Raw genomic sequence first — 13,228 nt, 5'->3', positions numbered from 1 at the left:
GACGTGCGAGGGGGCCCGCTCGCGGCGGGCGGACGGAAGGCGGCGCAAGCCGCGCGCACCGGGGCGCTCCGCGACAGGGAGCGGCCGGTGCCGTGCGATGCGATACGACGGACGAGGGTCAGAAGCCGAGGCTCGCGAGCAGATCGTCGACCTGCCCCTGGTCCTGCACGACGTCGGACTTGCCTTCCGGCGCGATCTGCGGCCCGTTCAGCAGCGACTCGGGGCTGCCGGTCGCGCTGATCTGCTCGGCCGCGAGCGCGGCGGCCGTCGCCGCGAACTGCTCGCGCCGCTCGGGCGCGATGTTCTCGACCAGCACGGTGAGCAGTTGCTGCTCGATCAGATAGACCATGTCCATGATCTTCTTGATCACCTGCCCGGTCAGGTCCTGGAAATCCTGCGCGAGCATGATCTCGAGCAGCTGCGCACTCGTCGCCGACGTCGCGGCGGGCAGCGCGTGCAGGAACGCGCGCGTGTCGTCCATCAGCTCGCGCACTTCCGCGTGCTCGATCGGCGCCGCATACCACGTCGACCAGCGCGCATCGAGCGCCTCGGCCTCGTTCTGGATACGCTCCTGCACCGGCTTCGCGATCTCGATCGCGTTCAGCACGCGCTCGGCCGCCTGCTCGGTCATCGTCGCGACGTAGCGCAGCCGGTCGCGCGCATCGGGCACGGCTTCCGCCGCGCGCTCGACATGCTTGTCCAGCCCGAGCTCGCGCATCGAATCGCGCAGCGTGCGCGTGACGTGGCCGATGCGCGCGAGGATCCGGTCGCTCGCGTAATCGGCGCCTTCGGCATGGCCGTCGGCGCTGAACGCCGCGCCGGCGAGCGCCGCATGGATCGGCTCGTTCACGTTCAGCTCCCGGCCTTGGCCATCTTGTCGATGATCTTGTTCAGCTTCTCGTCGAGCGTCGCGGCCGTGAACGGCTTCACGACATAGCCGCTCGCGCCCGCCTGCGCGGCCGCGATGATGTTCTCCTTCTTCGACTCGGCGGTGACCATCAGCACCGGCAGATGCGTGAGCGTCGCGTCCGCGCGGATTTCCTTCAGCATCGCGAGGCCGTCGAGGTTCGGCATGTTCCAGTCCGAGATCACGAAGTCGAAGCCGCCGCCGCGCAGCCGTGCAAGGCCGGCCGCGCCGTCCTCGGCTTCGTCCACGTTGGTGTAGCCCAGTTCCTTGAGCAGGTTGCGGACGATCCGGCGCATCGTCGGGAAATCGTCCACCACCAGGATTTTCATGCTCTTGTCCATCGTCGTTCCTTTGCAGATTCGTTACAGTCGGGCCGCGCAGCATCGCACGCGTCCCGTGACATTTGTTTCAGACGCGCTGCACGCGGTCGCCCATCGTCGCGAGGCGCGCCATCACGCGCCGGCTCATCTCCGCGAGCGGCGCGATCTCGTCCGCGCCGCCGAGCGCGATCGCCTCGCGCGGCATCCCGAACACGATGCAGCTCGCCTCGTCCTGCGCGAACGTGTGGGCGCCCGCGCGCTTCATGTCCAGCAGGCCGGCCGCGCCGTCGCGGCCCATCCCGGTGAGGATCACGCCGATCGCGTTCTTGCCCGCGTGCTGCGCCGCCGAGCGGAACAGCACGTCGACCGACGGCCGGTGACGGTTCACCGGCGGCTCGTCGGACAGCTGCGCGATGTAGTTCGCGCCGCTGCGCGCGAGCAGCAGGTGCGCATGGCCCGGCGCGATGTACGCATGGCCCGGCAGCACGCGCTCGCCGTGCTCGGCTTCCTTCACCGCGATCCGGCACAGGCCGTTGAGTCGTTGCGCGAAGGACTTCGTGAAGCCGGGCGGCATGTGCTGCGCGATCAGCACCGCCGGCGCGTCCGGCGGCAGCGGCGTCAGCACCTCGCGGATCGCCTCGGTACCGCCCGTCGACGCGCCGATGATGATCAGCTTCTCGGTACTGACGAGCGGGTTGTTGATCATCGGCGCGGCCGGCGTGCCGCCCGCCGCGCGTGCGGCGGCTTGCGGCTGCGGCGCCTGGCGCACGCGGGCGCGCGACGCCGCGCGGATCTTGTCCGCGAGCTTTTCCGCGTAGTCCAGCATGCCGTCGCGAATCCCGACGCGCGGCTTCGTCACGAAGTCCACCGCGCCGAGTTCGAGCGCGCGCAGCGTGATTTCCGAACCGCGCTCGGTCAGCGACGACACCATCACGACCGGCATCGGCCGCAGGCGCATCAGCTTCTCGAGGAAGTCGAGCCCGTCCATGCGCGGCATTTCGACGTCCAGCGTCAGGACGTCCGGGTTGTGCTGCTTGATGAGCTCGCGCGCGACGAGCGGATCGGGCGCGGTCGCGCACACCGTCATGTCGGGCTGGCTGTTGATGATCTCCGTCATCAGGCTGCGGATCAGCGCCGAGTCGTCGACGCACAACACTTTGATCTTCTGCACTGCGGTCATGCCTCCTGCTTTCTCGAAAGATTGGCCGCGTACGGGCTGCCGGTCTTCGTATTCGTCGCCGGTGTGCCGGCGCCGGTGCCGCTGCCGGTGCGCGCGCCGAACAGCTCGATGCGCGGGCGCGCCGNNCGCGGCCGGCCGCTGCGCCGCGAACAGCTCGACGTGCGCGCGCGGCCGCGCGGCGCGCACGCGGTCGGCCTCGCGCGCCAGCGCGGCTTCGCGCTCGGTCACGCCCGGCACCTGCAGCCGCAGCTTCTTCACCATCGCGCGGCCCGTGTGCGGCATGAACGCGACCTTGCGCGGATGCACGCCCTGCAGATCCTCGGCGGTGATACGGATGCGTTCGAGCGCGAGATAGCGGCGCACGAAATCCGCGTTGCGGTCGCCGATGTTGATGGTCGTCATCCCGGCCAGCACGGCCGCGCCGCCGAACACCTTCGCCTCGATGCGCTCGCGGCGCCCGCCCGCCTTGATCAGTTCGTTGATCAGCACTTCCATCGCGTACGCGCCGTAGCGCATCGATTCCGACGCGGCCGCGCCGGCATCGGCGCCGTCGTCGGGCAGCATGAAGTGATTCATCCCGCCGATGCCCGCGAGCGGGTCGTGCAGGCACGCGGCGACGCACGAGCCGAGCACGGTCATCAGCACCATGTCCTCGGACGTCGTGTAGAACTCGTTCGGCAGCAGCTTCACGCCGGGGCGTTCGAAGTGGTTGTCGAAGTAGCGATTGGTCGCGATCGGCAGCGCGCTCATCCGCGTTCTCCGTAAGCCGGCGCGGCGCCCGCGGCACGCGCATGGGCGCGCGCCGGCATCGTCGTGGCCGGTGCCGCGCCGCGCGCACGCGCGCCCGACGCGACATCGCGCGTCAGTTCGTACACGGTCTGCCCGCGCAGCCGGAATGCCTGCGTCACGTACGTGAAATTCTCCGAATGGCCGGCGAACAGCAGCCCGCCCGGCTTGACCAGCGGCTCGAAGCGCGACAGCACCTGCCCTTGCGTCGGCTTGTCGAAATAGATCATCACGTTGCGGCAGAAGATCGCGTCGAACGGCTTCGCGATCCCGTAGTCGGCATCGGTCAGGTTCAGTTGCTCGAAGCGGATCATCGCGCGCAACTCGGGGCGCACCTTCACGCGGCCGGCCTGCGCGCCGGTGCCCTTCAGGAAGAAGCGCCTGAGCCGCTCCGGGCTCAGGTGCTTGACCTGGTCATACGTGTAGATGCCGGCCTCGGCCTTCGCGAGCACCTGCGTGTCGAGATCGGTCGCGAGGATCGATGCGCCGCGCGCGGCCGATTCGCCGAGCGCCTCGATCAGCGTGATCGCGATCGAATACGGCTCCTCGCCAGTCGACGCGGCCGAGCACCACACCGATACCGGAGCGGGCCGCGCCTTCACGAAGTCGGAAAGAATCGGGAAGTGGTGCGACTCGCGGAAGAACGCGGTCAGGTTCGTCGTCAGCGCGTTGGTGAAGGCCTCCCACTCGAGCGGATCGTCCTCCTGCTCGAGCAGGTCGAGATAGTCGCGGAACGTGTCGAGGCCGCGGGCGCGCAGCCGGCGCGCAAGCCGGCTGTACGCCATGTCGCGCTTGTGCTCGGACAGCGAGATGCCCGCGCGTTGATGGATCAGCGCGCGGATGCGTGCGAAATCCGCGCCGGTGAACGCGAAGTCGCGCCCCGGCTCGCCCGCGCGGGGCGAGGCTTCCGGTGCATCGGATCGAAACGGTGCGCGCGCGGACGGCATGGCTTAGAAGGTCTCCCAGTCGTCGTCGGACGTGCCGGCGGCCGCCAGTGCGGGCTTCTCGCCGCTCAGCGCCGGACGCACCAGGGCGGCCTTGTCGGCAGGCTTGTGCGCGGGCGCGGGCGCGGCGGCGGTCTTCGACAGACGCGGGCCGTAACCGCCACCCGCGGCCGGGGCTTCCTTCGATGCGCGCGCGGCGGCACCCGCCGAGCGCGGCGCTTCGTGGCTCGTGGCCGATGCCGCGGCACGCGGCGCGGCTGCCGCGCGACGTGCGGCAGGCTGTGCCGCCGCTTGCGGTGCCGGCAATGCGGCCGGTGCGGCGTCGTGCCGAGGCTCCGACGGCAATGCCGGTGCCGCTGCCGGCATCGGCGCGGCCGGGCGCGCGGTGCTGCGCGCCGGCGCGAGCGCGATGCCGCCCGCGACGCGCCACGCCGACACGATCGCCTTCATCTGGCGTGTCTGCTCCTCGAGCGATGCCGCGGCCGCGGCCGCCTGCTCGACGAGCGCCGCGTTCTGCTGCGTGACCGAATCCATCTGGCCGACCGCGCGATTCACCTGCTCGATGCCGGTCGACTGCTCGTCCGACGCGGCGCTGATCTCGCCCATGATGTCGGTCACGCGGCGCACGGCCTGCACGATCTCGTCCATCGTCGAGCCGGCCCGCGCGACGAGCGCCGATCCGCTGTCGACCTTCTCGGCCGAATCGCCGATCAGCTGCTTGATTTCCTTCGCGGCGCTCGCGCTGCGCTGGGCCAGCGAGCGCACTTCGCCCGCGACCACCGCGAAGCCGCGGCCCTGCTCGCCCGCACGCGCGGCTTCGACCGCCGCGTTCAGCGCGAGGATGTTGGTCTGGAACGCGATGCCCTCGATCGTGCCGATGATGTCGACGACCTTGCCCGAGCTCGCCGCGATGTCCTGCATCGTCGATACGACCTGGCCGACCACCTCGCCGCCCTGCGTCGCGATGTCGGACGCGTTCACCGCGAGCTGGCTCGCCTGCCGCGCGTTCTCCGCGTTCTGGCGCACGGTGCCGGTCAGCTGCTCCATGCTCGACGCGGTTTCCTGCAGCGACGCGGCCTGCTCCTCGGTGCGCTGCGACAGGTCGGTGTTGCCGGTCGAGATCTCGCGCGCGCCGACGTCGATCGACTCGGTACCGCGATGCACGGCCTGCACCATCGTCGTCACGGCGTCCTGCATCCGCTTGATCCCGCCGAACAGGCGGCCGATCTCGTTGGTGCTGAACACGTTCACCGGCTGCGTGAGGTCGCCGCCCGCGATGCGCTCGAAGTGCGCGATCGCATCCTCGAGCGGCTTCACGATCAGCCCGCGCAGCGCGAAGCGGATTGCGATCATGACGACGAACGCGATCGCGATGCCGGCCGCGATCAGGCCGATCATCATCGAGATCTGCGACTGCATCGCGGTCTGGCGATTTTCCGCGCGGGTCTGCAGCGCCGTGATCACGGCCGACGCGGCCTGGTCGTACGCGACGAACATCGGGCTGATCTTGGTATCGGCGATCGCGTGATACGCGGCCATGTCGCCCGCGCGCGCCGCCGTGAATTCCGGCTCGACGCCTTCCTTCACGATCGCCGTGTAGCGCGCGGTGAGTTCGTCGACGAGCGCCTGCTCGACGCCGAACTTCGGGGTCGCCTGGAACGCCTGCCAGTTCTGGTTCGACTTCGCGAACAACACCTGCGCGCGGTCGAGCACCTTGCTGGCCTCGGCCGTGTTGCCGGCTTCGGCCAGCGTGCGGAAGCGGTCGAGCGCCACGCGCGCGCGCAGCAGGTGCGCGGACGTGTCGTCGAGCGTGTGGATCGCCGGCAGGTCGACGTGCGTGATCTGGTCGAGCGAGCGGCTCGCGTGACTGAGCGCGTAGAGGCCGAGCCCGCCGACCGCGGCGGCCAGGCACACGAGGATGAGTCCGATCGCCGTGAGCGTCGTGCGGATCGACCAGTTATGCAACATTGCGGATTCTCCCGAAGTTCCCGTGCATGCGGCGCGCTTATGCGCCGAGCGTCTCGATCAGCGCCATTTCCCGGCTCGACATCAGCTTCTCGATGTCCATCAGGATCAGCATCCGGCCGTCGACCGTGCCGAGGCCCGTCAGGTACTCGGTCGTCAGCGTCGCGCCGAATTCCGGCGCCGGCATGATCTGGTCGGTCTGCAGCGTCAGCACGTCGGACACGCCGTCGACCACCATCCCGACCACGCGGTTCGACACGTTCAGGATGATCACGACGGTCTGGTGGTCGTACTCGACGCGGCCGAGATGGAACTTGATCCGCATGTCGACGATCGGCACGATGATCCCGCGCAGGTTGATCACGCCCTTGATGAAGTCCGGCGCGTTCGCGATGCGCGTGACGCTGTCGTAGCCGCGGATTTCCTGCACCTTCAGGATGTCGATCCCGTATTCCTCGTCGCCGAGCGTGAACACGAGGAATTCCTGGCCCGTCGCGTCACCCTGCGCGGCGTCGCGGCGGCCGGGGGTCGCATTGGCCGCGTTCGCCGCGGCCGGATTGATCATTTGGACTTCAGCGGACACGTTTGCCCCCAATCGGTTGAATGGCGAGAGTCAGAAAATGGCAAGCTCGGCGCCGGCTCGGGCGCCGTGCGTCGCACGGGTTTCGCGGTTCAGCGCCGCGACGTCGACGATCAGCGCGACGCTGCCGTCGCCCAGGATGGTCGCCGCCGAGATGCCGTGCACCTTGCGGTAGTTCGTTTCGAGGTTCTTCACGACCACCTGCTGCTGGCCGACCAGCTCGTCGATCAGCATCGCGAAGCGGCGCCCCTCGGTTTCCATGATCGTGACGATCCCCTGGGTCGGATCGGTGCGCGCCTCGTCGACCGAGAACACTTCGTGCAGCGCGACGAGCGGCAGGTATTCGCCGCGCACGCGCACCACGCGCTCGCCGTTGCCGACCGTGTAGATGTCGTCGATCGACGGCTGCAGCGACTCCATCACGAAGTTCAGCGGCAGGATGAAGATCTCGCTGCCGACCTTCACCGACATCCCGTCGAGGATCGCCAGCGTGAGCGGCAGCACGATCCGCGTGGTCGTGCCGCGGCCGGCCTGCGACGTGATCTCGACATGGCCGCCCATCGACTGGATGTTGCGCTTCACGACGTCCATCCCGACGCCGCGGCCCGACACGTCGGTCACCGTCTCGGCGGTCGAGAAGCCCGGCGCGAAGATCAACTGCCAGACTTCGTCGTCGCTGATGTTGTCGGACACCTGCATGCCCTGCTTCGCGGCCTTCGCGAGGATCCGCTCGCGGTTCAGGCCCGCGCCGTCGTCGCTGACCTCGATCACGATGTTGCCGCCGTGATGCGCGGCCGACAGCACGAGCTGGCCGACGCCGTCCTTGCCGGCGGCGACGCGCTTGTCGACGGTTTCGATCCCGTGGTCGAGGCTGTTGCGCACCAGGTGCGTGAGCGGGTCGATGATCCGCTCGATCAGGCTCTTGTCGAGCTCGGTCGCCTGGCCGAACGTGACCAACTCGACCTGCTTGCCGAGCTTGCCGGCGAGGTCGCGCACGAGCCGCGGGAAGCGGCTGAACACGTAGTCCATCGGCATCATCCGGATCGACATCACCGCTTCCTGCAGGTCGCGCGCGTTGCGCTCGAGCTGCGCCATGCCGTTGAACAGGCGGTCGTGCAGCGCCGGATCGAACGCGCTCGCCGTTTCCGCGAGCATCGCCTGCGTGATCACGAGCTCGCCGACCAGGTTGATCAGCTGGTCGACCTTCTCGACGCCGACGCGGATCGAGCTGCCTTCGGCACCCGCGGCGGCGGCGGCCGGGCGCGGACGCTTGTCGTCGTGGTGCGCGGCGGCCTGGGCAGCCTGGGTGGCCGGTTCGGCGTGCGGCTGCGGCGCCGGCTGCGCGGCTGCGCCCGGCTGTCCTTGCGGTACGGCGGCGGCGGCCGGTGCGGCGCCGGCGGCTTGCGCGAATACCTCGACCCGGGCGGCCGGCTCCGGCGCGGCGGCCGGTTCGGCAGCGGCCGGCGCGGCCGGCGCGGCGGCAGGCGCCGCCGGTGCGGCCGGCGCGGTGCCGCGCGCAATGCGGATCTGGCTGTCGTCGATCACGAAGCAGCACACGGCGACGATGTCGTCGGACGACACGTCCGATTCGAGCCACAGCGTCAGGTCGGCGCCCGCTTCCTCGCGGCTGACGATCCGGCCGAGATTGCCGAGTTCCTCGGTGAGCAGCGCCTGGTCCTTCGTGTCGACACCGATGAGCGTGATCTTCAGGTGCGGGCCATCCGTGCCGGCGCCGGCGTCGGCCGCCGGATGCGCGACCGCGACGGCTTGTTCGACCACGTGATCGGGCACGCCGCCGTTGGCGGCCGGCTCGGGCGCCGCCGCGACGGCAGCCGGCGCGGCCGGCGCGGCGTCGACGGCCGCCGGCGCACCCGCGCCGCTCTCGGCCTTCAGGCGCTCGAGCTTCGCGCAGATCGTCGCGGCAGCCGCCGCATCCGGTTCCGCGCTCGCGCGATAGTCGACGAGCTGGTCGGACAGCACGTCCTTGGTTTCGAGAAACGCGTCGACCATTTCCTTGGTCAGCATCAGCTCATGGTTGCGCGCGCGGTCGAGCAGCGACTCGAGGATGTGGGTCGTCTCGGTCAGCGCGGAAAAGCCGAACGTCGCCGCGCCGCCCTTGATCGAATGCGCGGCGCGGAAGATCGCGGCCAGGTCCTCGGGATCCGGCGAATCGACGTCGAGGTTCAGCAGCAGCTGCTCCATCTGCGCGAGCAGCTCGTCCGCTTCATCGAAAAAGGTCTGGTAGAACTGCGTGATGTCGAGAGTCATGCCCGGTCACCGGTTGGATTCGTCGCGTTCATGTCAGGAAGCCGTCTGCTCGGACAGCGTCGCGACCAGGTCGACCAGCACGGCCGGGTCGATCGGCTTTTCGATCCAGCCGGTCGCGCCCGCGTCGCGCGCGGCGTCCTTGAAGGCGTCGCTGCCTTCGGTCGTCAGCACGAGGATCGGCGTGTCCGCGTACGCGGTGAGCTTGCGCAGCGCGGCGATCACCTCGAGCCCGTTCTTGCGCGGCATGTTCTGGTCGGTCAGCACCAGGTCGTACGGCACGGTCGCCGCCATGTCGAAGCCGGCTTCGCCGTCGGGCGCCACCGTCACGTCGTAGCCGGCCTGCGCAAGCGTCGCCTGCAGCAGCGCGCGCATCGTCGCGGAGTCGTCGATGGCGAGAATGGTTCGGATCATGCCGGCCTCCGCAGGACCGCTCCGACGGCATGGCAGGGCATTCGCGGCGCATCGTCGCGCGCGTGCGCAGCCGGCCGCGGGCGGCTGACCGCCCCCTCGGGGGGCAGCGAACAAAGTGAGCGTGGGAGTCGTTTCATGCGTGTCTCGGAATCTTGGAAACGTCAGGGTTTCGGCGCGACGGCGACGGCGCTCGCAAGCGCCGGTCGCACGCCCATCGACGGAGCGCCGAGCTGCTGCGCCAGCTGCTTCGAGCCCGCCGCGTCGGCCGACAGCGTCGTGGTCGTCGCGTCGTCGCGCATCAGCGCGTCTTCGGATTTGCGGTTCAGCACGATCACGCTGATCCGGCGGTTTTCCGGATCGAGCGGATCGGCCTTGTTCAGGTTCTGCGTCGACGCGAGGCCGAGCACGCGCAGCACCTTCACCTCGTCCATGCCGCCCGCGATCAGCTCGCGGCGCGACGCGTTCGCGCGATCGGCCGACAGCTCCCAGTTGCTGTAGCCGCCTTCGCCGCCCGCGTACGGCACCGCGTCGGTGTGACCCTGGACGATGATCCGGTTCGGCACGTCGTTCAGCGTCTTGCCGATCTCGCGCAGGATGTCGCGCATGTACGGCTCGACGTGATCGCTCGACATCGCGAACATCGGCCGCTTCTGCGAATCGACGATCTCGATGCGCAGCCCCATCAGCGTCGAATCGATGCGGATCTGCTGCTTGAACTGGCGCAGCGTCGGGTTCGCCTCGATCGCCGCCATCAGCTTGATCTGCAGGTCGTGCAGGCGCGTCTGCTCGAGCCGGTCCTGCGCGCCCTGCGCCTGCGAACGCGTGTGGTCGTCGCCGGCCTTCGCGACACGGTCGGCGAGCTGTGTCGTGCCGTCGGTGCGGCGCAGCGTGCCGGCGTCGACGCTCGACAGGTCGCGGCCGCCGCCGTTGATGATGCTGGAGTCCTGCGAATTGCGATCGCCGCTGCCGAGCAGCGCGGCCTTCAGCGGCGTGTTGAAGTATTCGGCGATCCCCTTCAGCTGCACCGGCGTGACCGAGCTCAGCAGCCACATCAGCAGGAAGAACGCCATCATCGCGGTCATGAAGTCGGCATACGCGAGCTTCCATGCGCCGCCGTGATGGCCCTTCTTCTGCGGGGCCACCCGTTTCACGACGATCGCGCGATCCTTGCTCTTGCTCATCGAATGCTCCGCGTCACTTCGCCTTCACGCGGCGCACGTGCTCTTCGAGCTCCGTGAACGACGGCCGCTCGGTCGAGAACAGCACCTTGCGGCCGAACTCGACCGCGATCGCCGGCGCATAGCCGTTCAGGCTCGCGAGGATCGTCACCTTGATGCACTGGAACATCTTGGTCGACTCGGCCACGCGTTGCTCGGCGAGGCTCGCGAGCGGCCCGATCAGCCCGTACGACAGCAGGATCCCGAGGAACGTGCCGACCAGCGCCTGCGCGATCATCGCGCCGAGCACCGCGGGCGGCTTGTCGGCCGACGCCATCGTGTGCACCACGCCCATCACGGCCGCGACGATCCCGAACGCGGGCATCGCGTCGCCGACGCGCATCAGCGCGTGCGCGGGGCCTTCGCCTTCCGCGTGGTGCGTCTCGATCTCCTCGTCCATCAGGCTCTCGATCTCGAACGCATTCATGTTGCCGCCCACCATCAGGCGCAGGTAATCGGTCAGGAATTCGACGATGTGACGATCGGCGAGGATCTTCGGGTATTGCGTGAAGATCGGGCTCTTGTCCGGATCGTCGATGTCGGCTTCGAGCGTCAGCGTGCCTTCCTTGCGTGCCTTCGCGAGCAGCACGTACAGGAGCGCCATCAGCTCCATATAGACGTCCTTGGTGTACTTCGAGCCCTTGAAGAGCGTCGGCAGCACGCGCAGCGTCCCCTTGATGGTCTTCATGCCGTTGCCGAGGATGAACGCGCCGACGCCTGCGCCCACGATCATCAGGATCTCGACCGGCTGGACCAATGCGCCCAGATGTCCGCCTGCCAGCGCGTAACCGCCGAAGACGGACAACAGCGTCACGAGTGTTCCCACGATAATCAGCACTGCCTGTCCCTCACGAAAGACCGGCGGGGAGACCGCCGTTAATCAGGTTTACGGCAGTCGGCAGGAAAACTTTCGCGGCCACGCCGCAGCGGCACGGCGGTGTTTACCAGCAAGCCCCGGCCGGTTCGCGCGCCGCGCGGCGGCCGCCCGGCTCCCGTGCGCGCCGCGTCCGGCCCTGCCCGGCCCGGCGTTCAGGCCGCGTCGGCGACCAGCTCGGCGCGCGCGGCGGCGGCCTTGCGGGTCTTGCCCGCGCGCGACGGCGGCTGGCACAGGCCGCACACGAAACCTTGATGCGGATCATGCGCATGCGCGACGAAATGGCCGCCGCAGCGCGTGCACGGGGTCATCTGCAGCATGCCCGAGTCGAAGAAGCGCACCAGCGTCCATGCGCGCGTAAGACTCAGCGCGGCCTCGTCGCCGGACAGGTTCACGTGCTCCAGATAGAGCCGGTACGCCTTCACGATCGACTGGATCGGCTCGCAGCGGCCGTGGTCCTGCATGAACCGGTAGATGTTGTAGAACAGCGACGAGTGGATGTTCGGCTGCCACGTCATGAACCAGTCGGTCGAGAACGGCAGCATCCCCTTCGGCGGCGACGCCCCCTTCAGCTCCTTGTACAGCTTGATCAGGCGGTCGCGCGACAGGCTCGTCTCCGCCTCCAGCAGCTGCAGCCGGGCGCCCAGTTCGATCAGTTCGATGGCGAGGGTGATTTCCTTCACCTCGATCACGACGCTTTTGCTTGCCATGGTGAATAACCGTCCGCTTGACGTTGTTCGGATGAGTGGCCAATACGCCGCCCGCCGGCGCGGCACGCCGGGACGAACGCAAGGCGGGGAAAGATCAGCGGACGCTTTCGACCGGCTGGCCGGCCATCAGGATGGCCGAATGCGCGTGCGTGACGACATCGCCGCGGCCTTTGTCGGCGAGCGAGGACAGCAACGCGTGATCGTCGAAGCGGAAACGGCACAACATCTGGTTCGATGCGGCGAGCTTCACGGTCTGGGCGAGCGTGAGGTTCGCGAGCACGTCGGCGAGTTCCTGGGACACGCCCATGCGGAACATGCCCATCGCCTTGTCTTCCCGCAGCAGGCGTTGCGCAAGCAGGAGGTACGACAGGTTGACCTCTTTGATCTCACTGAGCATTTCACTGGTGGCGCTCATGATTCCCCCGTTAAGAGCTTTGCTTTGGCCTTTCATTTTGTGAAAACGTTTGCTCGATCAGGCACCAGTTGGCACCACGTCGGCACGTTTATCAGTCTTACAGGGCGAATTTTGGCCAAACGGCATTGACGCCGGTATCAGCGAAGTGGCGTATGCCATGCAGGATTTGTCTGTAAACCGTGTAGGAATTTTTCCGACAAGGCGAATTGAAAAGGGGACAAAAAGCGGGGCGTGTGGCGCGCGAATTCGTCGGTGATGGGGTTCCAAATTGGACGAATACGGCTCAGGACCGGCCGGCAAGGCTGCCGGCGAGTGAATCGGTAAAAATTATAGTGGTTTTTCACGATAGCGCAACAATAGTTGCATCTGTCTCGCTTCATGTTTCCGCACCCTTTTTATCCGGGTTTTCGCGTATTTCATGGTGTAACAAGCCTTAAGTGTTTGAAAAAACACTCGAACCCCTCAAGGCGATATCGATAATGGACTCCCATGGGCAGCGGCGGGAGCCGCGCCGGCCCGCCCCGCAGCTTGCCGCCCGGCGTCCCGCGCACCCCGCCAGGACCCGGCCACGCACCGCACACACCGTGCGTCGGCGAGTTCCGCAACCTTGTATCGGACCAGCATCCGCACTCGAGCCCCCCGCTGGTCGAC

Annotated in this window: 12 protein-coding genes and 1 pseudogene; all 13 read right to left on the bottom strand. The window is 68.2% G+C overall.

Translation table 11 applies throughout. From position 1 onward, the window contains the following. Nucleotides 1–118: 118 nt before the first annotated feature. The 13 genes and pseudogenes from cheZ to flhD all read right to left on the bottom strand — a co-directional run bounded on the left by cheZ (nucleotide 119) and on the right by flhD (nucleotide 12,577). Nucleotides 119–850, bottom strand: a complete 732-nt coding sequence (gene cheZ, locus ACTJKF_RS20030) for a protein phosphatase CheZ (protein WP_440625435.1) — start codon at nucleotides 848–850, stop codon at nucleotides 119–121. A gap of 2 nt (nucleotides 851–852) precedes the next feature. After that, nucleotides 853–1,248, bottom strand: coding sequence for a chemotaxis response regulator CheY (cheY, locus tag ACTJKF_RS20025; RefSeq protein WP_006754880.1), 396 nt, complete (start codon nucleotides 1,246–1,248; stop codon nucleotides 853–855). 67 nt (nucleotides 1,249–1,315) lie between these two features. Beyond that, complete coding sequence (locus tag ACTJKF_RS20020) at nucleotides 1,316–2,407, bottom strand: protein-glutamate methylesterase/protein-glutamine glutaminase (protein ID WP_440625433.1); 1,092 nt, start codon at nucleotides 2,405–2,407, stop codon at nucleotides 1,316–1,318. Then, a pseudogene (gene cheD, locus ACTJKF_RS20015) lies at nucleotides 2,404–3,157 on the bottom strand (chemoreceptor glutamine deamidase CheD). The gene ACTJKF_RS20020 and the pseudogene cheD overlap by 4 nt, the downstream one beginning before the upstream one ends. Continuing rightward, complete coding sequence (locus ACTJKF_RS20010) at nucleotides 3,154–4,140, bottom strand: CheR family methyltransferase (protein ID WP_440625431.1); 987 nt, start codon at nucleotides 4,138–4,140, stop codon at nucleotides 3,154–3,156. Before ACTJKF_RS20010 ends, cheD begins: the two are co-directional and overlap by 4 nt. Before the next feature lie 3 nt (nucleotides 4,141–4,143). Continuing rightward, on the bottom strand, nucleotides 4,144–6,105 hold the full coding sequence (locus tag ACTJKF_RS20005; protein ID WP_440625429.1) for a methyl-accepting chemotaxis protein: 1,962 nt from the start codon (nucleotides 6,103–6,105) through the stop codon (nucleotides 4,144–4,146). Nucleotides 6,106–6,142: 37 nt separating this feature from the next. Beyond that, complete coding sequence (gene cheW, locus ACTJKF_RS20000) at nucleotides 6,143–6,667, bottom strand: chemotaxis protein CheW (RefSeq protein WP_440625427.1); 525 nt, start codon at nucleotides 6,665–6,667, stop codon at nucleotides 6,143–6,145. Nucleotides 6,668–6,715: 48 nt separating this feature from the next. Further along, nucleotides 6,716–8,950 carry a chemotaxis protein CheA gene (cheA, locus tag ACTJKF_RS19995; RefSeq protein WP_440625425.1) on the bottom strand — a complete coding sequence of 745 codons (2,235 nt, stop codon included), beginning with the start codon at nucleotides 8,948–8,950 and terminating at the stop codon, nucleotides 6,716–6,718. A 33-nt stretch (nucleotides 8,951–8,983) separates the two neighbouring features. Further along, on the bottom strand, nucleotides 8,984–9,361 hold the full coding sequence (locus tag ACTJKF_RS19990; RefSeq protein ID WP_440625423.1) for a response regulator: 378 nt from the start codon (nucleotides 9,359–9,361) through the stop codon (nucleotides 8,984–8,986). Between the two features lie 161 nt (nucleotides 9,362–9,522). After that, the gene (gene motB / locus ACTJKF_RS19985) at nucleotides 9,523–10,542 is read right to left on the bottom strand and encodes a flagellar motor protein MotB (protein WP_440625421.1); all 1,020 of its coding nucleotides are present in this window, start codon (nucleotides 10,540–10,542) and stop codon (nucleotides 9,523–9,525) included. Nucleotides 10,543–10,555: 13 nt separating this feature from the next. Next, a complete protein-coding gene (motA, locus tag ACTJKF_RS19980; protein WP_440625419.1) occupies nucleotides 10,556–11,416 on the bottom strand; it encodes a flagellar motor stator protein MotA in 861 nt (286 codons plus the stop codon). Nucleotides 11,417–11,607: 191 nt separating this feature from the next. After that, a complete protein-coding gene (gene flhC / locus ACTJKF_RS19975; protein WP_440625418.1) occupies nucleotides 11,608–12,162 on the bottom strand; it encodes a flagellar transcriptional regulator FlhC in 555 nt (184 codons plus the stop codon). A gap of 94 nt (nucleotides 12,163–12,256) precedes the next feature. Next, nucleotides 12,257–12,577 carry a flagellar transcriptional regulator FlhD gene (flhD, locus tag ACTJKF_RS19970; RefSeq protein ID WP_440625543.1) on the bottom strand — a complete coding sequence of 107 codons (321 nt, stop codon included), beginning with the start codon at nucleotides 12,575–12,577 and terminating at the stop codon, nucleotides 12,257–12,259. Nucleotides 12,578–13,228: the final 651 nt, after the last annotated feature.

Origin of the sequence: Burkholderia sp. 22313 (genome assembly GCF_052045245.1) — a bacterium.
GTDB lineage: Bacteria > Pseudomonadota > Gammaproteobacteria > Burkholderiales > Burkholderiaceae > Burkholderia.
Note: the sequence above shows the minus strand (reverse complement) of the source record. Positions and strands in the feature narration are given on the sequence as shown.